At 48.4% G+C, this 21,976-nt stretch carries 26 protein-coding genes and 1 pseudogene; 4 read left to right on the top strand and 23 right to left on the bottom strand.

From position 1 onward, the window contains the following. Positions 1–3: 3 nt before the first annotated feature. The 11 genes and pseudogenes from ACYP03_RS03110 to ACYP03_RS03060 form a co-directional block, all read right to left on the bottom strand. Positions 4–546, bottom strand: coding sequence for a DUF3833 domain-containing protein (locus ACYP03_RS03110; RefSeq protein ID WP_459778457.1), 543 nt, complete (start codon positions 544–546; stop codon positions 4–6). 42 nt (positions 547–588) lie between these two features. Next, positions 589–1,098 carry a chalcone isomerase family protein gene (locus ACYP03_RS03105; protein WP_459778455.1) on the bottom strand — a complete coding sequence of 170 codons (510 nt, stop codon included), beginning with the start codon at positions 1,096–1,098 and terminating at the stop codon, positions 589–591. 12 nt (positions 1,099–1,110) lie between these two features. Beyond that, positions 1,111–1,623 (bottom strand): DUF2878 domain-containing protein, encoded by a 513-nt coding sequence (locus tag ACYP03_RS03100; RefSeq protein ID WP_459778454.1) that lies wholly within the window; start codon positions 1,621–1,623, stop codon positions 1,111–1,113. Then, positions 1,620–2,858, bottom strand: coding sequence for a class I SAM-dependent methyltransferase (locus ACYP03_RS03095; RefSeq protein ID WP_459778453.1), 1,239 nt, complete (start codon positions 2,856–2,858; stop codon positions 1,620–1,622). Before ACYP03_RS03095 ends, ACYP03_RS03100 begins: the two co-directional genes overlap by 4 nt. 195 nt (positions 2,859–3,053) lie before the next feature. Then, positions 3,054–3,809: pseudogene (locus ACYP03_RS03090) on the bottom strand (DUF1365 domain-containing protein); the annotation flags it as partial. Next, positions 3,806–5,092 carry an NAD(P)/FAD-dependent oxidoreductase gene (locus tag ACYP03_RS03085; protein ID WP_459778452.1) on the bottom strand — a complete coding sequence of 429 codons (1,287 nt, stop codon included), beginning with the start codon at positions 5,090–5,092 and terminating at the stop codon, positions 3,806–3,808. The gene ACYP03_RS03085 and the pseudogene ACYP03_RS03090, both read right to left, overlap by 4 nt. After that, positions 5,092–5,820 (bottom strand): SDR family NAD(P)-dependent oxidoreductase, encoded by a 729-nt coding sequence (locus ACYP03_RS03080; RefSeq protein WP_459778809.1) that lies wholly within the window; start codon positions 5,818–5,820, stop codon positions 5,092–5,094. The genes ACYP03_RS03085 and ACYP03_RS03080 overlap by 1 nt, the downstream gene beginning before the upstream one ends. Then, positions 5,820–6,242 (bottom strand): nuclear transport factor 2 family protein, encoded by a 423-nt coding sequence (locus ACYP03_RS03075; protein ID WP_459778808.1) that lies wholly within the window; start codon positions 6,240–6,242, stop codon positions 5,820–5,822. Before ACYP03_RS03075 ends, ACYP03_RS03080 begins: the two co-directional genes overlap by 1 nt. Before the next feature lie 104 nt (positions 6,243–6,346). After that, positions 6,347–7,813 carry a deoxyribodipyrimidine photo-lyase gene (gene phrB, locus ACYP03_RS03070; RefSeq protein WP_459778451.1) on the bottom strand — a complete coding sequence of 489 codons (1,467 nt, stop codon included), beginning with the start codon at positions 7,811–7,813 and terminating at the stop codon, positions 6,347–6,349. Continuing rightward, a complete protein-coding gene (locus tag ACYP03_RS03065) occupies positions 7,800–8,648 on the bottom strand; it encodes a MerR family transcriptional regulator (RefSeq protein WP_459778450.1) in 849 nt (282 codons plus the stop codon). The genes phrB and ACYP03_RS03065 overlap by 14 nt, the downstream gene beginning before the upstream one ends. Beyond that, the gene (locus ACYP03_RS03060) at positions 8,638–9,612 is read right to left on the bottom strand and encodes a YbgA family protein (protein ID WP_459778449.1); all 975 of its coding nucleotides are present in this window, start codon (positions 9,610–9,612) and stop codon (positions 8,638–8,640) included. Before ACYP03_RS03060 ends, ACYP03_RS03065 begins: the two co-directional genes overlap by 11 nt. Positions 9,613–10,062: 450 nt before the next feature. Here ACYP03_RS03060 and ACYP03_RS03055 point away from each other — a divergent pair, with 450 nt between their 5' ends. After that, positions 10,063–10,632: a hypothetical protein gene (locus tag ACYP03_RS03055; RefSeq protein ID WP_459778448.1), complete on the top strand. Its 570-nt coding sequence runs from the start codon at positions 10,063–10,065 to the stop codon at positions 10,630–10,632. 126 nt (positions 10,633–10,758) lie between these two features. Here the strand turns inward: ACYP03_RS03055 and ACYP03_RS03050 are convergent, their stop codons facing one another. From ACYP03_RS03050 to ycaC, 8 genes are all read right to left on the bottom strand, one after another. Continuing rightward, entirely contained in the window at positions 10,759–11,175 is a 417-nt protein-coding gene (locus ACYP03_RS03050) for a YkvA family protein (protein WP_459778447.1), read from the bottom strand. Positions 11,176–11,322: 147 nt separating this feature from the next. Beyond that, entirely contained in the window at positions 11,323–11,790 is a 468-nt protein-coding gene (locus tag ACYP03_RS03045; RefSeq protein ID WP_248142283.1) for a 2TM domain-containing protein, read from the bottom strand. Between the two features lie 120 nt (positions 11,791–11,910). Then, complete coding sequence (locus ACYP03_RS03040) at positions 11,911–12,156, bottom strand: Rho-binding antiterminator (RefSeq protein WP_459778446.1); 246 nt, start codon at positions 12,154–12,156, stop codon at positions 11,911–11,913. A gap of 57 nt (positions 12,157–12,213) precedes the next feature. Next, positions 12,214–12,615 (bottom strand): GNAT family N-acetyltransferase, encoded by a 402-nt coding sequence (locus tag ACYP03_RS03035; protein WP_459778445.1) that lies wholly within the window; start codon positions 12,613–12,615, stop codon positions 12,214–12,216. A gap of 143 nt (positions 12,616–12,758) precedes the next feature. Next, entirely contained in the window at positions 12,759–13,676 is a 918-nt protein-coding gene (yddG, locus tag ACYP03_RS03030) for an aromatic amino acid DMT transporter YddG (RefSeq protein WP_459778444.1), read from the bottom strand. A gap of 78 nt (positions 13,677–13,754) precedes the next feature. Further along, positions 13,755–14,315, bottom strand: coding sequence for a dihydrofolate reductase family protein (locus ACYP03_RS03025; protein ID WP_459778443.1), 561 nt, complete (start codon positions 14,313–14,315; stop codon positions 13,755–13,757). A 143-nt stretch (positions 14,316–14,458) separates the two neighbouring features. Beyond that, complete coding sequence (gene rhtB, locus ACYP03_RS03020; RefSeq protein ID WP_459778442.1) at positions 14,459–15,076, bottom strand: homoserine/homoserine lactone efflux protein; 618 nt, start codon at positions 15,074–15,076, stop codon at positions 14,459–14,461. A gap of 256 nt (positions 15,077–15,332) precedes the next feature. Further along, positions 15,333–15,959, bottom strand: coding sequence for an isochorismate family cysteine hydrolase YcaC (gene ycaC / locus ACYP03_RS03015; protein ID WP_330960060.1), 627 nt, complete (start codon positions 15,957–15,959; stop codon positions 15,333–15,335). Between the two features lie 432 nt (positions 15,960–16,391). Between ycaC and blaCARB the strand changes: the two genes are divergently transcribed. Next, positions 16,392–17,243 (top strand): CARB/PSE/RTG family carbenicillin-hydrolyzing class A beta-lactamase, encoded by an 852-nt coding sequence (gene blaCARB / locus ACYP03_RS03010; protein WP_459778441.1) that lies wholly within the window; start codon positions 16,392–16,394, stop codon positions 17,241–17,243. A 16-nt stretch (positions 17,244–17,259) separates the two neighbouring features. On the opposite strand, the gene ACYP03_RS03005 is transcribed toward blaCARB, so the two are convergent. Further along, a complete protein-coding gene (locus tag ACYP03_RS03005) occupies positions 17,260–17,415 on the bottom strand; it encodes a hypothetical protein (RefSeq protein ID WP_459778440.1) in 156 nt (51 codons plus the stop codon). Positions 17,416–17,452: 37 nt separating this feature from the next. Between ACYP03_RS03005 and ACYP03_RS03000 the strand changes: the two genes are divergently transcribed. Next, entirely contained in the window at positions 17,453–18,055 is a 603-nt protein-coding gene (locus ACYP03_RS03000; protein WP_459778439.1) for a YdcF family protein, read from the top strand. A 123-nt stretch (positions 18,056–18,178) separates the two neighbouring features. Here the strand turns inward: ACYP03_RS03000 and ACYP03_RS02995 are convergent, their stop codons facing one another. The 3 genes from ACYP03_RS02995 to ACYP03_RS02985 all read right to left on the bottom strand — a co-directional run bounded on the left by ACYP03_RS02995 (position 18,179) and on the right by ACYP03_RS02985 (position 20,606). Continuing rightward, a complete protein-coding gene (locus ACYP03_RS02995) occupies positions 18,179–19,372 on the bottom strand; it encodes a CynX/NimT family MFS transporter (protein ID WP_459778438.1) in 1,194 nt (397 codons plus the stop codon). Between the two features lie 75 nt (positions 19,373–19,447). After that, positions 19,448–19,918 carry a cyanase gene (gene cynS, locus ACYP03_RS02990; RefSeq protein ID WP_459778437.1) on the bottom strand — a complete coding sequence of 157 codons (471 nt, stop codon included), beginning with the start codon at positions 19,916–19,918 and terminating at the stop codon, positions 19,448–19,450. 28 nt (positions 19,919–19,946) lie between these two features. Continuing rightward, a complete protein-coding gene (locus ACYP03_RS02985) occupies positions 19,947–20,606 on the bottom strand; it encodes a carbonic anhydrase (protein WP_459778436.1) in 660 nt (219 codons plus the stop codon). Positions 20,607–20,711: 105 nt separating this feature from the next. On the opposite strand from ACYP03_RS02985, the gene cynR reads away from it, so the two are divergent. Next, positions 20,712–21,602: a transcriptional regulator CynR gene (cynR, locus tag ACYP03_RS02980; protein ID WP_459778435.1), complete on the top strand. Its 891-nt coding sequence runs from the start codon at positions 20,712–20,714 to the stop codon at positions 21,600–21,602. Positions 21,603–21,976 lie beyond the last annotated feature (374 nt).

Below are 21,976 nucleotides of genomic sequence, written 5' to 3'. Positions count from 1 at the left end.
CTGTCACCCCTTTTCAAAAAACAGGGTGACAGTGCCGACATGAAATCCCCATTTACTCATCCGGGCCACATTGAACATCCGGAAATCATCCTGCAGAAACATCCAGTCATCAAAAGCGATATCGTACGTGGTGTCATCAACCGGGACCCGCAGCGTATACTGCCAGTTCAGAGCATTTCCCTGTACTTCCCCGGTTGCTTCCCCGACAACATCACCGGCTGTACCGGTCAGCCGCCCATTAGCGTGACGGGTAATCGTCCAGATCCGTTGCTGATTTTCACCATCATCGAAGACAAAATGTTCTTTCAGCGTCAGCACATTGCCCTGAATCGTTCCGGTAATATCCACCGAAAACCGGCTGGTTTGCTTCCCCGAGCGATCCTGGAGCATTCCCCAAGCCTTCACATTGCCCTCAAAATAATGGAACAGATCCAGTTTCGGACGTTGATACTGATGTTCTTCCACTGACGTCGAACAACCACTGAGTACCGATATCCCAAGCCATATCAAAATGAACAAAGCCGGTAATCTGATCATACGTTGCATACTGATTCTCCTGACAATGGGTGAAAGCTGAACGATGCTTCGCTATGCCTGACCAATCAGCTGCTTTCTGAGTTCAGGGTATTCTGTATCGGGTGAGAGCCAGATATTCAGGAATGCTTTCGCCATTTCCTGATCACGGACCTCTCCAATCACCCGATTGTCCTGATAAAAAGTGCCGCCGGCAGGATGGACCACGAAAATCAACCGATCCCCCTGACGCACATCCGGCCAGATATCAGCCAGAACCCTCAGCCAACGCTGCCGCTTCATTGCAGGGAAACCCAACTTTTGCCATTGCTCATCCGTTGCTTCCAGCAAGTCGTCTTTGGGTATATTCCGCCGATACTTGATCACCAGCGCTAAAGATGACACCTGGTCCGGTTTATATTGCCCGGAAGGTGAGCGGAGCTGAGAATCGTATATGACCCAGGGTCCCCATTTTAAAGTGGCTTCACCAACGGTCGGCCACATCTGCCAGGGGCCCGTCGCCAGCGCTGACAACGGGGTCAGAAGCATGAGTAAACCCAGCCCGGAACGTTTCAACAGACGCATGACACTTCTCCTCTATCGAAGTCGCCAAATCCATACCAGAACCAGCGCAGTGAAAGCCAGCCAGCAACCGCTGACAATCAGAAAAGTAATTTTTGTCCCCAGCGGCCAAACAATAGCACCCAGTTTCAGGCCTGCCAGATAGCTGCTTGCGCCGCCCAGGCTCCCGGCGAATAACAAGATCACAACTGAATAGCGTCTTAAGTTGCGATGAATGAACCAGAGGAAACTGGTAAACCCCAACCACAAGGCTGCCAGCCAGAGCGGGATCAAGCCGCCCTCAAACTGATAAATTCCCAACCAGAGCAGGAGGCTGTCCATTGCACAACCCAGCATGGCTACAGGCAAAACAAAGAACAGCGACTGCGGATAACGTCCCCAGCAAGTCAGCAATGACAACCCAAGCAGCCACAGCCAATCATTCTGGCCCACGACGGCCACGCCCCAGAACAGGTTGAATACCAGCCCTGAGACAATCAGCGCTTTTGTCGAACGCGCTGTGTTTTCCCGCAACTGAAGTGTGTTCATGCTCCCCATCTCGGCCTGCTGGCAAGCACCTGAACCGTACTGATCGTCTGCTCTCTGAACCCGCCTTCGCAGTAACACAGGTAATAACGCCACATCCGGATGAAACGTTGGTCAAATCCCTGTTTGATTAACTGGTCACTACTGGCGTTAAACAACTGATGCCAGTCCGCCAGAGTACGCGCGTAATCCAGACCGATATCTTTCAGATCTCTCAGTACAAAATCGCTGTACTGCGTCAGGCTCTGCGCCAGATGTGTGACTGAAGGTAAGAAACCGCCGGGAAAGATATGTTTCTGAATAAAATCAACCCCTTTGCTGTAACTTTCAAAACGCTGATCCGCTATGGTGATCGCCTGAATCGCGAAAAGGCCGCCGGCTTTGAGCAAAGACTGACACTTCCGGATATAAGTCGCGAGATAGGCTTTCCCCACCGCTTCAATCATTTCCACCGAGACCAGTTTGTCGTATTGTCCGGTCAGCTCCCGGTAATCCAGACGCAGCAAGGTAATCCGATCTGCCAGCCCCTCTTGTTCCACCCGGACTTTGGCATATTCATACTGCGCATCTGAAATGGTCGTGGTCGTTACCCGACACCCGTAATGTTTGGCCGCATGGATCGCCATCGCGCCCCAGCCGGTTCCGATCTCAAGCAGATGATCCGAGGACTTTAATTCCAGTTGCCGGCATAACCGGTCCATTTTATTGAACTGGGCCTGCGTCAGAGATGCGCTCTCTGAATCGTAAATTGCACAGGAATACAGCATTTGCGGGTCCAGAAATGTGCGGTAAAAATCATTGCCCAAATCATAATGAGCCAGAATGTTTTTCTTCGAACCGGCTTTATCGTTCCGTCGGTTCAGATGCAGCCAGTGTTCACGGATTCGGGTCAGCCAGCTGGTCTTCGCCTCCAGTGTATCCAGCATGGTCAGATTACGGGCCAGTACCTGCACGACAGCAGTGATATCCGGCGAATCCCACCAGCCATCCATATAGGCCTCACCGGCAGCAATACTGCCGCCTTGCAGCAGTCTGCGGTAGAGCGCAGGATCTTTGACCAAGACATATGCCTGACAGTCGGCTGTCTCATCCCCGAACCTGTGCGTATCTCCCCGGCTATCAACCAAAGTCAGTCCGGCATAGCGAAGTTGCTTCAGCAGCGTAAAAACCAGTGTCCGGGCGACTGAGCCGGCTTCCGGTTTCGTACTGTATCTGCTTTTCGTTTCTGTATTCGACATTGTCTGACCTCAGCGATGTGTTGAATGATGTTGCCCGGCATCCTGCCCTGGCTTATACACGGACTTTTGTATCGGGTCGTTCCCGGAACTTTGAAAAGGGGGTTGCACATTCCCCTGAAGAGAACCGGATATCACATCCGGTACTGAATCGTGTTTTGAATCGCCGTCTTTTGGCGATGCATGTGCTGCCGTGCGCGGATGGCCGTGAAACGGAACCCCTTTCCACCACAGTTTCATTGCCTGCCAGTAAATTCCGGCAACCACTTTCAGGGTTTGAACCGGCGTCTGACGCAGCAAACGCCACAGCACGTTCGTGCGAAAATCCTGTCTGCGCAAAGCCATGGTGGCGTCCATCACCACATCACCAGCGTCAGTATCATGAATATCCAAATGAACAAGCAGTTGATTTTCTGAAACTTTCAAACGCCAAAAATAATGCTGAGCCATTGGATTGAAGGGCGACACATGAAAAGCCTTGTTCTGAAACCATTGCTTTTCATGCCAGTCCGACACAGCAGGCACAGCATAAAAATGACGCTGATTCCACGGGGTGTTGCTGACTTCAGCCAGCAGCCAGCGCCATTCGCCCTGTTCGTTGAAACAGTAATAAAGGTTGATCGGACTAAAATAGATTCCGAAATAACGTAACTGACAAAGTTGCTTTACTCTGCCGCCGGTCAGTTGCTCCCCCGTCAGCTTGAAGACTTTGTCCAAAACCTTGTCTTTCAGGGGGCCCGTCCCTTCACCGCGCAGGTAATCTTCCCGCCGCCACCTTGCCGGGTGATACCAGCGGTGTCCGAACCCGCGCACCTGAGTACACAGCAGATCCAGCTCATCGAGATCGATCAAGGGCATGAACATGGGATAGCTGAACGCATGCTTTGCCGGAGTAAAACGACGGTGACGGACTTGCCCGACATACAGACCGCTCTGTAAGCTGCTCAGATTCATGAGACGAACTCCGAACGATCACGGGCTGTATCTCTCTTCAGGATTTCAATCTCTCTGACCACGTCCAGTGCACTCCGGACCCCATCTTCGTGAAAACCGTTATACCAGTACGCCCCGCAAAACCAGTATCCTTGCTTACCGTTGATCAGTTCACGCTGCTGTTGTGCTGCAATGGATGCGACATTGAAAACCGGATGCGCATAAGTAAACCGACGCAGGATCTTTTCAGGATCAATATCCTGAGTCCGGTTCAGGGTCACACAGAAGGTTTCCGGTGCTGACAGCCCCTGCAGAATGTTCATGTTGTAGGTCACGCTCGCAAGCCGGTGTTCGTGGTCAGCTGCATGCGGGAGGTGGTAATTCCATGCCGCCCAGGCACGTCTGGTATTCGGTAACAGGTTCGTATCGGTATGCAGAACAACCTCATTGTCCTGATAAGGAATGGCCCCCAGTACACGTGATTCCTGCACCGTTGGATCGGCAAGCATCGCCAGAGCCTGATTGCTGTGACAGGCAAATATCACCTGATCGAACAAGTGAGTGCCCTGTGACGTTGACACCGCAATGGCTGGCCCGCAACGCTCAACACGGCGAACCGGTTGGTTCAGGTGGATCCGATCCTCAAAATCCCGGACCAGACTGCGGACATATTCCCGGGAACCGCCCGGAACGACAAACCACTGCGGTCGGTTGGTCACTTCCAGTAACCCATGATGACGAAAGAAACGCGCGAAAAACGGGAACGGAAACGCCCGCATGTCCGACAGAGTTGAGGACCAGATCGCCGCTCCCATGGGCAAGATGTAGTTCTGGCAGAAAAACGGACTGAATTCATGCAGGCTCAGGAACTCACCCAGCGTGATATGATTCATTTCGTCCAGACTGGCTTCTCTGGCGAGCTGATTAAACCGCAGGATCTCGCCGATAAACCGGTAATACCGGGGACTGAAAAAATTCCTCCACTGAGCAAACATAGACAGCGCATCATGACCGTTATATTCCAGTCCGATGGCTTCATTCTGAACACTGAAGCTCATTTCAGTCGGCTGACGGCCAATACCGATTTCCCGCAGCAAGTCTTCAAAATTCGGATAAGTCCTGTCATTAAATACAATAAAACCGGTGTCGATTGCATAGCATCCGCTTTCCACCTCAACATCGACGGTCGCGGTATGTCCGCCAATATAGTCATTCGCCTCAAAAACAGTGATGTCATGGCGTTCGCGCAGTTTCCAGGCACAGGTCAGTCCCGCAATGCCGGTTCCGATAATGGCTATCTTCATTATTTTGTTCCTGTCATTCGTTTCACGATCGCCAGCTGCAACGGCATAGGGAGCAGCGACAGAAATTTCAGATACCCGCTGAACAGTGGCGGGAAATGAATTTGGGACTTCCGTTTTTCAATTCCCTGACGAATTTTGTGCGAAGCATATTCAGTGCTCACCCGCATCGGCATTTCAAAATCGTTTTTATCCGTCAGCGGGGTTTCAACGAATCCCGGGGAGACCAGCGTGATTGTGATCCCTCGTCTTGCCAGGTCCAGTTTCAGACTGTTGGTCAGATAATCGACTGCGGCTTTTGATGCCCCATAAGCCTCGGTCCGCGGGAGTGGAACAAAGGTTGCCGATGAACTGACCATCACCAAATGGGTCGTTTCCGTAAAATGAGGCTGCATGGCCTCAATACAGTTCAGCAGGCCGAAGAAATTGACATCAAACACACGATGAAACAAAGCCACATCCACTTCACCGTGCTCGATATACTCACAGGTGCCCGCGTTCAAAATGATCAGATTTGGCCTGACGGTCGGATCGCCCAAGGCATCATGCGTTGCCTGATAATCAGAAATATCAAAGGCCAATGGCGTGATCCGTTCACTGACATTTGCAACCTGCTGCAACTTTTCCAGTGATCGTCCGCAGGCAATCACCTGCCAGCCTTCAACGGCATAATCTTTCGCCAGCTGAGCGCCGATGCCGGAGCTGGCGCCAGTGATCAGCACAGTCGACATCATGACAAGCCTGCCTTAATGGTTTTGATGACCCGGCCCAGTATAGGGATACCTTCGTACACCATTTCTCCCAGATCGAAATAGTCACGATGGTAAATCACCCGGTTCTCCTGAAACCGGAGCACAGAACAGCCTTGTACCTGACGAAGCTGGCCCTGATCAATCCGGGGATGGGCGAAATTCATGGTCCAGACCACGCAGCCCTGCTGTTGATCGGCCTGGTTCTGAACCAGGGTCTGATGAATATCAAACCGGCAATGTGTCACATGTTTGTATAACTGAAGGAAGTAATCATCAAGCGCTTGCCTGCCCATCACCCGGTGAGCCGGATCTTCAAACACCACATCCGGATGATAGAGATCCGCCAGACTGGCCAGGTTGTGTTTATCCAGATTAGTGTAGAGCCGGACAAAAGTGTCCATGACGGTTTCCGTTTCCGGGACATCCTCTCCCCGGACAACATGGGTGCTGTTCAGATCGCTCATGGGTTTGCTCCCTTCAGTGATTGCGAAATCCTTCGCTGGCTTCAGTTCGCTTCTGCTGCAGCTTTTGCCTGTTTAAATACTTCAATCGCGTGCAGCCTTGCCGATTTGTGATCCACCATCGGGGGCGGATAATCGAGGTTTTTCACATCAGGCCAGTCATAAGGGTTATGAATATATTTATCCGGGACATGGGCCAGCTCTTTCACCCAGGTCCGGATAAACGCACCGCCCGGGTCAAACTTTTTGCCCTGTGCGGTCGGATTAAAGACCCGGAAGTAAGGCTGCGCATCAGTCCCGGTCGAGGCCGCCCATTGCCAGCCGCCATTGTTGGATGCCAGATCGCCATCGATCAGATGCGACATGAACCATTTCTCGCCTTCCTGCCAGTGAATCAGCAAATCCTTGGTCAGAAAGCTGGCCGTAATCATCCGCAGCCGGTTATGCATCCACCCGGTTGCTTTCAGCTGTCGCATCGCGGCATCCACTATCGGAAATCCGGTCTGCCCGTGCTGCCATTGTTCCAGAGCAGTTTGATTCGCATGCCACCGGACTTTTCTTGTCCAGTTAACAAATGGCTGATCCCGGCTGACTTGTGGATAAGCCTCAATCAGATGCCGGTAAAACTCCCGCCAGATAATTTCATTGAGCCAGATAAAGGGCCCTTCTTCCTGTTTCTCCAGCGTATTCGGATACTCATGCAATACAGCAGTGACACACTGACGCGCTGAAATGGCGCCAACAGCCAGATACGGCGACAAACCGCTGGTACCATCGACAGCCGGAATATCCCGCTGCTCGCCGTAATCCTGAATTTTTTCAATGCAAAAGCGCATCAGACGCTGCCGGACTGAGGATTCATCAACCGGCCACTGGCTGCTGTCTGCTTCCGGGTAAGCCAGACAATCACGGCTGAGACTTTCATCCAGATCAGTGCCGAACGCACTCATATTGTCTGGATGCGCAACAGCCTCTGGAACAGGCTGGGCCCATGCCGGGCTGAGGAGAAACTGTTCAATCCAGGTCCTCCGAAAAGGGGTATAAACTTTAAAAGGGTCGCCCTGCCGGTTGAGCACCTGCCCGGCCGGAATGACACAGGTATCTTCAAACACACTGAATTTGATCCCGGCGCTTTTTAAAGCCCGCCCCACAGCCAGATCGCGCTGTTTTTCATTCCACTCGTACTGTTTATTACAGAACACATGGGTTACCTGCCATGCATTCGCCAGAGCGGTAATGGATTCCGGGATCGCTGCAAAATCAGCAACGGTTTCGACCCGCAGAGGGATATTGCAATCGGCCAGCTGGGATTGCAGTTCGATTAAACGACGACGAATGAAATCGATCTGAATCGGCGCGGTATCATGCCTTGCCCATTGTTCAGGCGTTGCATAAAACACCGCAAGCACCGGTTTGTTCTGCCGACAGGCCTGAATCAATGCGGTGTTATCCACGGTTCTCAAATCGGCCCGGAACCACATCAGACTGGTCTGTGTCTTACTGCTCGCCATCGTTCTGAACTCCTGTCGGTGGTTTCTGCCAGCCTGCATGAATCACAGCGATACTGCCGTTCAGCTGAACGGGACAATGGAATTCATCATGCAATCGAGACAGTTGTTTCAAAATCGCCTGAGGCAATTTACTTTCACCCATGACAACCACTTTTTCGAATTGCTGCTGAGCAACCGCGGCCTCCAGCCCATGCAACTTTCCGTTGAACGGTAAGTTCTCCAGAATTGTGACGCTGTCACCTTCACTACTCATCGCCAGGGCAGCCAACCAGATCGTGTGCGTCATACCATCCTGCGCAGGCTCAAAACTTAAAAGCAGAGCTTTTTTACCGTTGCGTTTGCGATTTTTGGAAATCAGACCGGCGCACCGTTCGATCAGCGCCGACTGCCACAACGCTTTCTGTATCGCACTGAGTGGATTTGCCGGATCCTTGACCTGCTTATCGACAGGCTCAACCACGTTTTCAATAAACATGGACAGCGGATACTCTTTCATCAGCTGAGTTAACAGCTGCTCCAGTTTCCCCCGGCGACATTCCGACAGCGCCGTCAACACAGGTTCAACCCATTCATTCTGCTCACTCTGACTGAGCGGCGCTTCCATGCCCCCTTCCAGTAAGGGACGCACTTTACTGATCGCAACACCTTTCTCCAGCCAGGACAGAATCAGCTGGATTCTTTCAATATCTTCCCGGGTGTATAACCGGTGACCTTTTTCAGTGCGCTGTGGCTTGATCAAACCATAGCGTCGCTGCCATGCACGCAAGGTGACCGGATTCACTCCCGTCAGTTCAGAAACTTCCCGTATTGCAAACAATTGAATTTCAGAGGCCATAACGTAATTTCAACTCCTCCGGATACGGATTGAGAAAGGTCTGCAATTGCAGATACGGATCCGGATATTCTTTCAGGTAATGTTTAATCAGTGCCAAAGGGACAAGAATTGGCTGATGACCCAGTCGATAGCTCTGAATCAGGTCATGAAGCTCCTGCTTTTGACGGCTGGTCAGACTGCGTTTGAAATAGCCCTGGAGATGCATCAGCACATTGGTATTGTTGCGACGGTTGGCGCGTTGACGCAGTGCATCCATTAACTGCTGACGATATTCGGTAAAGAATTCATCCAGATCCCAGTTTTTGATGCCTGCCACCAGCTGCCCCATGGCTTTGTAGGCCGCCGGGCAATGTGCCATCAAAACGAATTTATAGCGTGAATGGAATTTGATGAATGCATCCAGCGAAAGCCGTTGTGCCACACTTTGATAGAAATCATGCAGCGCATAAATGCGGAATACGAAGTTTTCCCGGAGCACAGGATCCTGCAGCCTTCCGTCTTCTTCCACCGGCAGCCAGGGCATTGCGGTCATCAGTTTTTGAGTAAAGACACCGATAGTTCCTCCCGGAACCGTATTGCCATTCGGGATATACAATTTCACCCGTTCCATCCCGCAGGTCGGGGATTTTGCACAAACAACAAAGCCACACAGTTCGTTGAGCCCTGAAACGTGCTTTTCAGCAAATGCCTGCATCTGACGGGTGTAATCCTGCTGCCCAAGCTTACTGTCAACCAGACGGGGTTCGTTTTCTGTCAGCACCAAGCGAACCGTGGGACGCGGGACAGGTAAACCAATTGCCATTTCAGGACAGACCGGACGAAAACGGACATATTTTGCCAGCTCATCAGTGACAAAACGGTTTCGTTTGTGGCCGCCATCAAAGCGAACCTGTTCACCCAGCACACAAGCACTGATTCCAACCGGAATCCTTCTTTCACTGTCAGCCGTCTCAAACCGAGTCATCTCGCACCTGTACAAAAATATTTCTTGTACAAGAATGGTAGTCAAACACACCAGGTTGTACAAGTTTTTATTTTGTACAATTTGTGAGTGGCTTAAATGAATGAAGAGATCATTAAAAAACGCCTGCCCAAAGCAAACTGCTGCAAGAGGTACAGCTGAGTCAGTTCAAGCTATTATGCTGAACTGATTCAGAATAGTTTCAGGTGATTTTTCAATAATTAACCGAAAAACTTTGTTCATATTTCCATAAGAAAGATCATGAATATAATCAAAGTGCATACATCCAGAAATGAACATTTCAAATATTATTGGCTTATTCTCAGAATTTCATTCGTTAACAATGAAAACATCAGATTCCATATAAATTAGATAAAAAATTATTCATTGCAGCTAATGTGTCGCCTAAATCAAATTAACATTTCTATCACAATATTGATTTAAGGAAAATCAATGAAAAAATTAACTTTGATTTTAGCTTTACTCGCTCTGACTGGTTGCTCACACACAGGAATATCAGATTTAAGCTTACTTGATACAAATGGTCATAAGAATATGCCATCTGAGCTAAAGCCCCTGCCTATAAAGGTCTCTGCTGCAACAGAGTGTAGCTCATACACTTCCGGTAACTATATCCATACTTATTGTTCCAATAAAGAACGCCTCGAATCACTTGTAAAACTTTTTGCGGAAAATGGATATTTAATCCAAAAATCGAAAAACTTATCTGATCCAGAAATAACCATTGAAAAAGATAAATCGAGCGCCTTTATCAATGGAACATCCCTCACACTTTGCTTATTTTCTTTAGGTATCATCCCATACTATCACAGTGATGATTACATTATTACTTATAACTCCCCATCAGATAATGTAAATATTTCAAAAAAATTCACATTATATACCACTTCCACATGGTTTAACGCTCTGCGCTCAAACCCAGAAGACTTAACCAAAGATGAACTCCGTAAAAAAGCGGAAGAAAACTTGATCAGAAAAGTTTTGAACGAAGCAAACCTTTAAAATTCCTTTTGATAAAGGGTGTCTTATACCCTTTATCACCAGACAGATTGGATATACAAGCCCAGCTTTACTCATAGGGATATAAAGACTGGCAATTTATACCTTTTCCTCAAATGAGTTCTACATTCAGCTATCAGGCATAGCACCCTGATCTTGCTTTGCCTGCCAGGCTTCAAAATCATCCAGATCCTGCTGTACCAGTTTGAGACAGACAGCCAGAATCAGTGCATCATCAGTGAATCCCAGAAAAGGAATAACATCCGGCAGCACGTCCAGCGGATTAAAGACGTACAGCAAAGCCGTGACGATAGCAGCAATGGTGAACCATGGGATTTCCCGATACTCCCCTCGCCAGTATGCCTTGACCAGCCGATACATCGACTTCACCACATTGAAGTACTGACGCAGCGAACCATTTTTCTGCACTTTCGCTTCGATGTCCTGCTCTTTCTCCAGTACTCGCTCAATGTCTTTATCGGTGACTTTCCTGGACGAATTTTCCAGTTTTACTTTTGCTTCCTGCTCACCGAACTTGCCCGCCATATGCAACACCTCTAACTTTATGTCTTCTTCAGTTAACTATGGCTGCGCGAGAACAAATTGTCACCACCTCAGCCATTTTCCAACAGCAATAAAAAAGGCCGGCAACAGATACCGGCCTTTTCACTCAGGCGAATGCACACCATAGGATTACAACTTACGTCCCAAGCGTTTTTCGACCTGTTTCTTTTCCCAGTCTGTGCTGAAGAAACTAAATACCTCGAAAGTATTCGCTGCCTGAATCGCCACCCCAATCCCCCAGCCCATTGCCGGCCACCAGGCCCAGATATAGTCAGGGTTTGTGACAAAATTAATGACAAATAAAACACCAATCACCAGGCAGTAGGTGATTAGGTGGGAATAAAAAGCTTTGATATCGCGCACATAAGACAATGCACGTTTTTCTTCTTCGGTCACAGCGTTGTCGTTGTTCATGTCAGGCTCCTGTTTCAGTTCATTAATATCAACTTCGAAAACAGCCGCGAATGACTTCAGGGTTTCTAAACCGGCATTTCCACCTCGCTCAATCCGCTGGATAGTCCGGACACTGACACCACTCAGTTGGGCTAACTGTTCCTGAGACCAACCTCGCTGTAATCTGAGCTTTCTGATAATCATTTTTCAAATTCCTTTTGCTGTTTCGTTGTCACTGTATCGTTTTTACGACCTGACAGGTGACGACATTCGCCCGACATGAACCTGACACTCTTTTTATTTCAATAAGTTAAAATCAAAAATTTATTGAAAGACGACAACATCAAAGTGAGCATTTGGCCGGGTCGCTGCCATACTGACCAGCTCATCCAGGATCACAATGTGTAAACCATTGGCTGTTTTGACCGACATACATTCCTGCCTTGCTGCATTGCGAAGCGTGTCTTCAGCCTCACCAATCACCACACCACCATTTTGCAGAATGAGTTTCACCGGCAACTTGTACAAACAGGCAATTTCAATGTAATCATATTGCTGGCAGGAAATCATGCACACTTCTCCTTCCGGGCACCGCTCACAGAATCGAAAGTCGATTCTCCCGGTCCGTTACTTTTTCACCCAATACATGCCTTCAGATTTCGGCCGTGACAGCTGAAAACCAAATTTTTCATACAGTGCAGGGACATCTGCCATCAAAGACACATAAGAACGGGGAAATGCTTCCCGGTCGAGATAGGCCATGATGTATTCCATGATCTGCCGACCCAGTCCTTTGCCCTGATGTTCAGGGTCGACTGCAACATCAACGATCTCAAAATTAATGGCACCGTCACCAATCACACGGCCCATCGCAATTGCTTGACCTTCATAAAGGATATGGATGCCGTACAAACTGTTCGGCAGCCCCTTCTCGGCCGCCTCATAGGAACGGGGAGACAAACCAGAAATTTCGCGTAAACGCAGAAAATCTTCCGGAGCGACAACTTGCTCAACCATCTGGTATCCCATTGATTCACTTTCCTTTTTATCATTTCAATCAGTGCAGGATTCTAACAAGCCAGAACAAATTAAACATCAGCGTAAAAAGGAAAATGTGAACACTCATGCGTATAAAAAAATCCGCACTTCAGTGCGGATTTTCAGAATAAAGCTCAGGCTTGTTCTTCCTGTAGCAGTTCCCCGGCAGGCTTTTCCCGGGTCAGCCACCAGCACAGTAAAGAAGCGAGGGTGACCATGACTACGCCCTGCCAGAACGTGGCCGTCAATTCTAAACCCAGTAAATAGGCCGACAGAAAAGTCGAAAACACCGGTACAAAATAAGACAGCGTCGCCAGCAGCACCATGTTTCCGCCAATAATCCCGATGTTCCATAATGCATATCCGCCTCCCATCGCCAGGCCTGCCAACAGCAGATCCCAGATGACGGGCAAGGTCCATTGCATTACGGGCTCCTGAGTGAACAGATATTTGACCCACAATGCCACCGCAGTTGCAGCAAAAAACCAGGTGATTGCATTTTTGCCGTTCGACATCCCGCGGGTAATATTGCAGTAAATCGCCCAGATAAAGGCCCCGCAGAGCGCCAACGAATAACTCACCGGATTACTCTGAACATTCGCCGTCAGCTGGCTGACTGATAAGCCACTATCGCCGGACACTGTCCAGGCCACCCCGAAAAAAGACAACATCAGTGATGGATACAGCAGCCAGCTGACCCGCCGACGGGACAACAGCACAGCGAACAAAACGGTCAGACAAGGCCAAAGGTAATTGATGAGTCCCATTTCGACCGCTTGTAATCTGTCATTTGCCATCCCTAAAGCCAGTGCCAGGCACATTTCATAGCTGACAAACAATGCTCCGCCAATCAACAAATAACGGGATGAGAACGAGGACAACTTTGGTAAACCAACAGTGAATATCAGGATGACTGTACTGACCGTGTAAATCATAGCTGCGCCGCCCACAGGACCGAGTTGTTCGGTCACACTGCGTATCAGCGCAACAACACTGCTGAAGAGAAAAATCGCGCCACAACCGGCTAAGGTAAAATGATTCTTGCCAGACACTGCTCAACCCTGAATTTTTATATCTTGAATGAAAGGATCAACAGTGCCTGATCTTCACGCGCATCACAAGATCAGGATTCAACATTCATACTCAGGGGTATATTTCAGAAGTGCCATATCCTTACTCAGCTTTTGTGCGTCCTGTAGTGCCAATTTTTGTTTGGTTTTGACGCCTTCAAAAGCACGCTTTTCCTGCGTGCCGATAAAAGGCATGACCAGCAGGTGGTATTCGTTAATCAAAGCGGCTTCCACTAAAGCTGCACCTAAAGCTGGACTGTCGAATAACACGACAGTCCCGGACACCCCATTCAGGAACTGACTCACCTGGTCTATGCCCTCACCACAGATCACTTCTGTATTGTGCCAGGCATAAGTTAACGGCTGAGAAGAAACGACATACTTCGGAATCGACTGTAACTCCAGAGCCAGGTACTGCATATACTTGGGTAAATCTGACTTTGTGACTGCTTCCGGCCAATAAGGCGTCAGCAAATCATACGTTGCCCGCTCCAGTAAAAACGCGTCAGCAGAGAGAAGAACTTCCAATGCATACTCATAACGCGACTGGTCTGCCACCCGATCCTCGGGATGGCAGTAACCATTTAAAGACATATTCAAAGAATAAATCAGATGAGCCATGGGAACCTCCTGTTGTCATGACGACCACGGAGGATCTCTCCGCGCGACTGTGATACCAGTATTTGCAGAGAGTGTTACTTTTGCCAGTTTATCGGTCAGAAAAGAGAGATAAAAAGGCTAAGCTTTTCCTGATAAATCAATCACTATTGTTCTGCACGTGCCAGCAGGACGCCCATAGAAACAAACAAAGAACCAAAAATACGATTCAGCGATTTCATGGTTGCCGGGCTGGTCAGATAAGGTTTTGCGACACTCGCCATGAAGGCGTAACCCAGCATGACGCAGGTATCAACCAACACGACCGTCACACCCAGAACCAGATATTGCATCGCCATTGCCTGTTGCGGGTCAATAAACTGAGGCAGAAATGCCGCCAGGAAAATGATCGACTTCGGATTCATCATATTGACGATATAACACTGGCGGATCAGCGCTTTCGTGTTGACAACAGTTTCTGTTTCACTGACCGTCTCTCGCTTCGCCAGCAGAATTTTTGTGACACCGATATAGATCAGATACGCAGCACCCACATATTTAATGACCGTAAATGCCGTCGCAGAGGACGCCAGCAAAGCTCCCAATCCAAAAGATACAATCAGCAAATGAGATATCAGCGCCAGTTGCAACCCGACAATCCCTTTGATTGCAGTTTTAAACCCGGCATTCAGAGAGTTACTGATCGATGCCACTGTCCCAGCCCCGGGCGCCAGACTAAACACAACACAAGCAGCAAAAAAGGTGAACCAAAGAGAGAGCGCCATACGAAATCCTTATACGACAAGGTTGAAAACAGAGGCGTATCAATACCGCATCCCTGTCATCTGCGCAAGCATCACACTGTCCTGAGGTGGTCAAACTGAAATGAGAAGAGGAAATGGATCAATCGGACTCCCCCTGTAAAGGCTCTTCGGCATATGCCGATGCGAAACCGTTTCTATGGAATTACCCAATATGGAAGTACCAAAAAGTGATTCCCGAGAGTGATGATGGCTTTCCAGCACATCATCACTACCGGTGTCATTTTCCTTGCTGAAGCGTAAAGTAACTGTTCATTAAGTTCCTGTAATCAGGAATATGATTGGAAAACAGCGTTCCCAGTCCTTCAATGTCATTTCGCCAGTCACGGTGTAATTCACAGGCCGCGCCAAACCAGGTCATCATCTGAGCCCCCGCCGCCGACATCCGATCCCACGCGGCATCACGAGTCATCGCGTTAAAGGTGCCGGAAGCATCGGCAATCACGAAAACTTCATATCCGGCTTCAATCGCAGACAGCACCGGAAACGCGACGCAGACTTCCGTCACCACACCCGCCACAATCAGCTGCTTTTTCCCGGTCGCTTTCACGGCCGCAACAAAATCGTCATTATCCCATGCATTGATCTGCCCTGGTCTTGCTATATATGGGGCATCAGGAAACATTTCTTTCAGTTCAGGCACTAAAGGGCCGTTCGGACCTTGCTCAAAACTCGTTGTTAAAATTGTAGGTAATTTAAAATAAAGCGCCATATCGGCTAAAGCCAGGACGTTGTTTTTAAACTTATCCGGGTCTATATCTCTGACCAGGGATAAGAGTCCGGTTTGATGGTCCACCAGAAGCACTGCCACATTGTCTTTATCCAATCGAACATATGGGTTACTCATCAGAGCTCTCCTTAGATTTGATGCTGAATAGTCCTTTAAAAACAATAAGATTGAGAAAACATGTCCCGGACAATCAAACTCGAAGTCACCATTCTTTGTGTTATCCCCCAAAATATAGACTGTTTTTTAAAACCCGTTCAATAAAAAGAGGCGGCATCAATAACCTCAGACGATATCCGGAAAGCATAATGTTTAGATAGAGAATCTTCTTTTCTTTGAACTCTGACTGATCATCATTGAATTCAAAATTTCACCCTATTTATTAACAAAAATAAAACCAATTCACTTTCAGAATGAGGACTGACCAGTACGAATTCACGATTGACAACAAACCATCATTCTATATTTAGTCACTGGCTTATATTACAATCCGGCCAAAATCAGAAAACCTCTGTAAAAAACAGAGAAAACATTCAACAGACAGACATTCAAATGAAAAATACATGCCTTTTTATCGGATTAATGCTTTTCGCGCCACTCACCTTTTCTTCGACCCTGGAAGAAACCATTTCATCAATTGAACAACGGACGTCCGGTCAAATTGGTGTCTCTGTTTTAGATACCCAAAATAAACAAACCTGGGACTATAAGGGCAATGAACGCTTTCCAATGATGAGTACGTTCAAAACTCTGGCCTGTGCAAAAATGCTCTACGATGCTGAACAGGGTCATCTCGATAAGAGCACATCCGTAGCGGTCGATACAGATCAGCTCATCACCTGGTCCCCCGTCACGGAAAAGCTGGCTGGCAGCACAATCACCATCGAAAAAGCCTGTGAAGCCACCATGCTGACAAGCGATAACACAGCGGCTAATCTGGTTTTACAGCAGATCGGCGGCCCTCAGGGCGTGACAAAGTTTTTACGTGAAATTGGCGATAACACTACTCAGCTGGATCGAATTGAACCGCTGTTAAATCAGGCTGAAGCCGGTGATTTGCGTGATACAACCACGCCCAATGCGATGGTTAAGACTTTAAACACGCTTTTGTTTGGGACTGTACTGTCTGAACATTCAACAGCACAACTTCAACGCTGGATGCAAAACAATCAGGTTTCAGATCCGCTGCTCCGTTCTGTACTGCCCAAAGGCTGGTTCATTGCCGACCGCTCCGGCGCGGGTGGCCATGGCTCTCGCGGTATTACCGCAATTGTGTGGAACCCGACACGTGAGCCCGTTATCATCAGCATTTATCTGACACAATCATCGCTGGAAATGTCAGAACGGAATCAAGTGATTGCCGAAATCGGTCAAGGGATATTGAAAGCATACCGCATTCAATAATTTTAAAAAAATACAATCAATGATAAACAATAAAATATAAAAGGATAATCATGAGCTTTTTATTACTTTCAGTTTTACTTCTGCTCACCATTTTCTTGTCTTTCAGAAAATGGAAAAAAACAGCATCTGTTTTATCTTTTCTTTTAGCCGCAATCACTTTATTGATTGGCACAGGTATCATCCCTAAGTTCTTATTAGAAAATTTACAGGTGAAATATCAGGAAAAACCGCAGGTACACTGGGCATCTAAAAATGCGATTGTGTTATTAGGTGCAGGCACAGAAAAGATCGAAACTCTGACGTCTATTGAACCCACCTTTTTTGCATACAGCCGGATCAGTGAAACTGCCAGTCAATATAAAAGCTGTGAAGCAAGCCAGCAAATCTGTAACGTGATTATCAGTGGTGGTGATGCACAGAAAAACGGCCGCTCTGAAGCAGCGGTGTATCAGGATGCGCTTTTGAAACTGGGTGTACCGGCTGCTGACATTGTGGTGGAACCCGACAGCATGAATACCTGGAAAAATGCTGAATTTACCAGCCAGATTATCCGGATGAATCACTTTGACCATGTCGTTCTGGTTTCATCAGGTTTACACATGAGACGCAGCGAGCTGTATTTCAAACATTTTGGTGTTCTGGTCACGCCGGTGAGAGCTGATTATATGGCCGCCAGACCAACATGGATTCCCAACTGGTATAACTTCGTCATGACCGATTTTGCATTGCATGAATACATTGGTCATCTCAGATACGACTTTTATAACTTTATGGGATGGAATATTCAGCGGCAGAATCCGGGAGACGCCTGAATAAATCACCCTTAATATCCCCCCCTTCATCGCTTTAACAGTATGATTCTTCTGTGGTTCCAAGGTCATTCCCTCAGAGCCACAGAAAATACATGTAGCAACAATACATGTGACGACGCGACCTCAGGATATATTCATCGCTCTGGCATAACTCGAAGGTGAAAATTGGAAAGTGGCAAGAAGCATCATGACAAGCGTCAGGCTCAACATGAACCATGACGTCTGAAAGGTGCCGGTCCATTCAAACAATAAACTGACGAGATAAGGTGTCATGGCCGTGATGATAAAGCCAATCCCCTGTACAAAAGCGGTCAGTGCGCCAGCAAGTCTCGGCGCAGACAGGTGATCAAGCGCGACCGTCAAAGTCAGTGCAAAACAAGCGCCCAATCCGCAGCCAATCATTGCCACCCATACAACCAGCATCGCTTCAGGCATCAACATCATGCCACTCAGCCCCGCAAGCTGAATTCCGACAGCAAAGAACAACCAGAGTCGTCTGTCCAGTCGTCCGGAAGACAATGCCGGTGCCACCACTGCAGCAATCACCTGAAACACCGTCATGATACCAATCAGTTTGCCACTGTTTTCTGCATTCCAGCCCAGAGACTGAGCGAAAGTCGGTAACCAGGTAATCATGGATGCATAGACGCCATTCGCCAGCCCAAAGTAACTGGCAAGTAACCAGGCCCGACGATTTCCCCAAAAATTGACCGGAACACTTTTATCATGGGTCTCCAGGACTTCCCTGGGTTTTAACCACCATAACAGTGCTGCAATCAAGGCAGGGACAATCCAAACCCCCAACCCTGTTTGCCAGTTCTCAGAATAATGTGCAACTTGAGGACTCAATATGGCCACAAGGCCCCCACCAGCCATCAGCGAGGCGGAATAGCCGCCCATCGCCAACGGCACTGATTGCGGATACCAGCGTTTGACCACCCCGGGAGTGAGCGTCTGTACTATTGCGATCCCAATCCCCGCCAGCATTGCGGTGACGATCAGTCCGAAACCATCCGTCATCCAGAACCGACTGAAACTCGCTGTGGCGATGGTAAACAGTCCTGTCGATATCCAGACACTTTCACTCAGCCGACGTTCTACAAAAGGTAACAGTAACGGAAACAGTCCCATGCACAGCATCGGTAAAACCGTCAACATCGAAGCAGCCTGTACACCCAGTCCGGTGCCCATACGAATGTCATCCAGCAAAGGACCAATCGCAGTGATCGGCGGACGTAAATTGACCGCTAACCCAATGATGACCAGCATTGGCCAGAAAGCTCTGACCGCGAAAAAACGTTTGTTCAGTTCAGCCATGATGAATAGAAAAACACGCTTAAATTTGAAAGAAAAAAGCCGACGCACAGCGCCGACTTCACGATGAAAACCCGATCAGAAAGGTTTGTATGGTAAAAATTTGCCATCAAGCGTAATGACTGCTCGTGAGCCGCCTTCCGGGTCTTCAACCTTCTTGATATCCATCCGGAAGTTGATTGCACTGATGATGCCATCACCAAACTTCTCGTGGACCAATGCTTTGAGCGTGGTGCCATAGACCTGCATCATCTCGTAAAAGCGATAGATCGTCGGGTCCGACGGCATATTGTTTTCGACACTGCCTCGCATCGGAATCGCTTGCAGCAGTTCTATCGCCTGCTCATCCAGGCCGAGTCTGGCACCAACCATTTGCGCACTCTCTGCCGGCAATGGCTGCTGTCCGAGCAATGCCGCCGTGACGAAAACATCACTGAGGCCTGTACCTTCCGCGATTTGCTCAAAAGAGAGATTTTTCTTCGCTTTGGCTTCAATAATGCGATCGGTGAGTTCACGTCGGGCAGTATTCACAATTTGTGATTGGATCATTCTATTTTTCCTCATGTAGATGAATCAGTTACACCGCCATGGACAGCGATGCAGGGGTTGCACAAACGTCGGTATTGTCTTTCAAAGAAACGAAGGTGCTGGTCGCACCGTTCAGGGCATCAATCTGTCCTGATTCGATATCGTAGACCCAGCCGTGCAAAGCCAGGCGCCCTTCTCTTAAAGCCAGACGAACCGAGGGATGGGTTTTGATATTTTCAAGCTGAGCCAGCACGTTTTCCCGAACCATGGCTTCTGTACTGGCACGCGCATTACGGTACTCAGCCGCCTGATGAACAATTCGTGCTGAATCTGCGTTTCGCAGCCAGTCGCTGACTGCCGGCATATGATCCATACACTGACAGGTCGCAATCGCAGTCATAGCACCGCAATCTGAATGACCGCAGATCACTACATCCGAGACTTCAAGAGCAGTCACCGCGTACTCGATCGATGCAGACACGCCGCCGGGTTCTCTCCCGTAAGACGGTACGATGTTCCCCGCATTGCGGATAACAAACAGTCCACCGGGCTCACACTGAGTCACCAGTTCCGGCACAAACCGGCTGTCAGAACAGGAAATAAATAATGTTCGCGGATTTTGCTTCTCAGCCAGGTTCTTAAACAGTTCTGCGCGCTGAGGGAACGCTTCACGCCGGAACTTTAAAAAGCCTTCAATAATATCTTTCATTGCAAGCACCTCTGTCGTGTTGATGCCTGAATACTAAGTTCTCATTGAGATAAGTGGAAAGACTAGTTTATTATCATATCCATAATGAAAACTTATGAGAAAGCCATGCTCCTGAGACACATCAAATATTTCCTTGCCGTTGCGGAACACTGTAGCTTCACCCAGGCTGCTGCATCAATGTATGTATCCCAACCGGCTTTATCACAACAAATCAAGCAGCTGGAAGAGACTTTAGGGGTAACGCTGTTCGACCGTTCTGGCCGCAAAATAAAACTGACAGATGCAGGTGAAGTGTATGCACGTTATGCACGTCGTTCACTACAGGATCTTGAGGAAGGACTTCGGGCGATTCATGACGTTGGCGATCTGACCCGCGGTTCTCTGCGGCTTGCCATGACCCCCACCTTCTCAACGTACCTCATCGGGCCGTTGATCAAAGCCTTTCACGAACGATACCCACACATCACGCTCAGCGTAAATGAAATGCCACAGGAGCAAATGGAAGAAAAATTGCTTGCAGATCAGTTTGATGTCGGAATCGCTTTTGAAACCGTACAATCTGCAGAACTCGACTTCCAGCCATTGCTGGTGGAAACCCTGGCATTTGTGACAACTCAGGATCACCCGCTAGCCAGTGCACAAGAAATCAAGCTGAAATCGTTGAATGATCAGCCACTTGTGCTTCTGAATCGTGACTTTGCAACCCGTCTCCAGATAGACCGGTATTTCAGCCAGCACAAAGTACACCCCCGGGTGCAGATGGAAGCCAACTCGCTGAGTGCGGTGATCGAGATCGTCCGCCATACACAGCTCTCAACCCTGCTCCCTGCCAACATTGCCAAAAATAATGAGGAATTAAAGGCGATCGCTATCACGCCCTCACTCTTTCAGCGCACAGCCGTCCTGCTGCAGCGCAAAGGGGCCTATCAATCTGCAGCCACTCAGGCATTTATCCAGTTAGCACATCAGCATATTGAATTAAACGGACTGTCCTGAGCTGAAATCCGACCTGAATCCCCCTGACAATGCTTCAGCGTATCGGGGTGATCATCCTGCCTTTGTTCATGTTGTTCATGTTCGCTTAGATGTCGTTCACATAGAGGGAAAGTATTTGTCACTCTATTCATCAGACTTTAATCAGGTGTTTCCATCACATGTCATCAGTTCATCTTTAAAAATGCATACCTGTCCTTTTTAAATAGCCCTGTCAGATGGATTCAAACCGACATGAAAGTAGCCAGCAACAAACAGAACAGAACAGAACAGAACAGAACAGAACACACTATTTCAATCATTTCATAAGAAATAAAATTTAAATTCACAACTAACAAAACAATTAATTTATTTCGATCCAGCGATCAGCGCTATTA

It is taken from the genome of Photobacterium sp. R1 (genome assembly GCF_054600795.1).
This window is presented reverse-complemented; position numbering and strand designations above follow the sequence as displayed.

Coding starts and splice junctions, on each gene's coding strand:
- ACYP03_RS02985 (WP_459778436.1), bottom strand. CDS start 20,606: ATGAAAGATATTATTGAAGGCTTTTTAAAGTTCCGGCGTGAAGCGTTC.
- ACYP03_RS03050 (WP_459778447.1), bottom strand. CDS start 11,175: ATGGCGGGCAAGTTCGGTGAGCAGGAAGCAAAAGTAAAACTGGAAAAT.
- ACYP03_RS03075 (WP_459778808.1), bottom strand. CDS start 6,242: ATGGACACTTTTGTCCGGCTCTACACTAATCTGGATAAACACAACCTG.
- ACYP03_RS03110 (WP_459778457.1), bottom strand. CDS start 546: ATGCAACGTATGATCAGATTACCGGCTTTGTTCATTTTGATATGGCTT.
- ACYP03_RS03065 (WP_459778450.1), bottom strand. CDS start 8,648: ATGGCCTCTGAAATTCAATTGTTTGCAATACGGGAAGTTTCTGAACTG.
- ACYP03_RS03055 (WP_459778448.1), top strand. CDS start 10,063: ATGAAAAAATTAACTTTGATTTTAGCTTTACTCGCTCTGACTGGTTGC.
- ACYP03_RS03025 (WP_459778443.1), bottom strand. CDS start 14,315: ATGGCTCATCTGATTTATTCTTTGAATATGTCTTTAAATGGTTACTGC.
- cynR (WP_459778435.1), top strand. CDS start 20,712: ATGCTCCTGAGACACATCAAATATTTCCTTGCCGTTGCGGAACACTGT.
- cynS (WP_459778437.1), bottom strand. CDS start 19,918: ATGATCCAATCACAAATTGTGAATACTGCCCGACGTGAACTCACCGAT.
- rhtB (WP_459778442.1), bottom strand. CDS start 15,076: ATGGCGCTCTCTCTTTGGTTCACCTTTTTTGCTGCTTGTGTTGTGTTT.
- phrB (WP_459778451.1), bottom strand. CDS start 7,813: ATGGCGAGCAGTAAGACACAGACCAGTCTGATGTGGTTCCGGGCCGAT.
- ACYP03_RS02995 (WP_459778438.1), bottom strand. CDS start 19,372: ATGGCTGAACTGAACAAACGTTTTTTCGCGGTCAGAGCTTTCTGGCCA.
- ACYP03_RS03040 (WP_459778446.1), bottom strand. CDS start 12,156: ATGATTTCCTGCCAGCAATATGATTACATTGAAATTGCCTGTTTGTAC.
- ACYP03_RS03045 (WP_248142283.1), bottom strand. CDS start 11,790: ATGATTATCAGAAAGCTCAGATTACAGCGAGGTTGGTCTCAGGAACAG.
- ACYP03_RS03035 (WP_459778445.1), bottom strand. CDS start 12,615: ATGGGATACCAGATGGTTGAGCAAGTTGTCGCTCCGGAAGATTTTCTG.
- ACYP03_RS03100 (WP_459778454.1), bottom strand. CDS start 1,623: ATGAACACACTTCAGTTGCGGGAAAACACAGCGCGTTCGACAAAAGCG.
- ACYP03_RS03060 (WP_459778449.1), bottom strand. CDS start 9,612: ATGACTCGGTTTGAGACGGCTGACAGTGAAAGAAGGATTCCGGTTGGA.
- ACYP03_RS03105 (WP_459778455.1), bottom strand. CDS start 1,098: ATGCGTCTGTTGAAACGTTCCGGGCTGGGTTTACTCATGCTTCTGACC.
- ACYP03_RS03080 (WP_459778809.1), bottom strand. CDS start 5,820: ATGTCGACTGTGCTGATCACTGGCGCCAGCTCCGGCATCGGCGCTCAG.
- ycaC (WP_330960060.1), bottom strand. CDS start 15,959: ATGAGTAACCCATATGTTCGATTGGATAAAGACAATGTGGCAGTGCTT.
- blaCARB (WP_459778441.1), top strand. CDS start 16,392: ATGAAAAATACATGCCTTTTTATCGGATTAATGCTTTTCGCGCCACTC.
- ACYP03_RS03085 (WP_459778452.1), bottom strand. CDS start 5,092: ATGAAGATAGCCATTATCGGAACCGGCATTGCGGGACTGACCTGTGCC.
- ACYP03_RS03095 (WP_459778453.1), bottom strand. CDS start 2,858: ATGTCGAATACAGAAACGAAAAGCAGATACAGTACGAAACCGGAAGCC.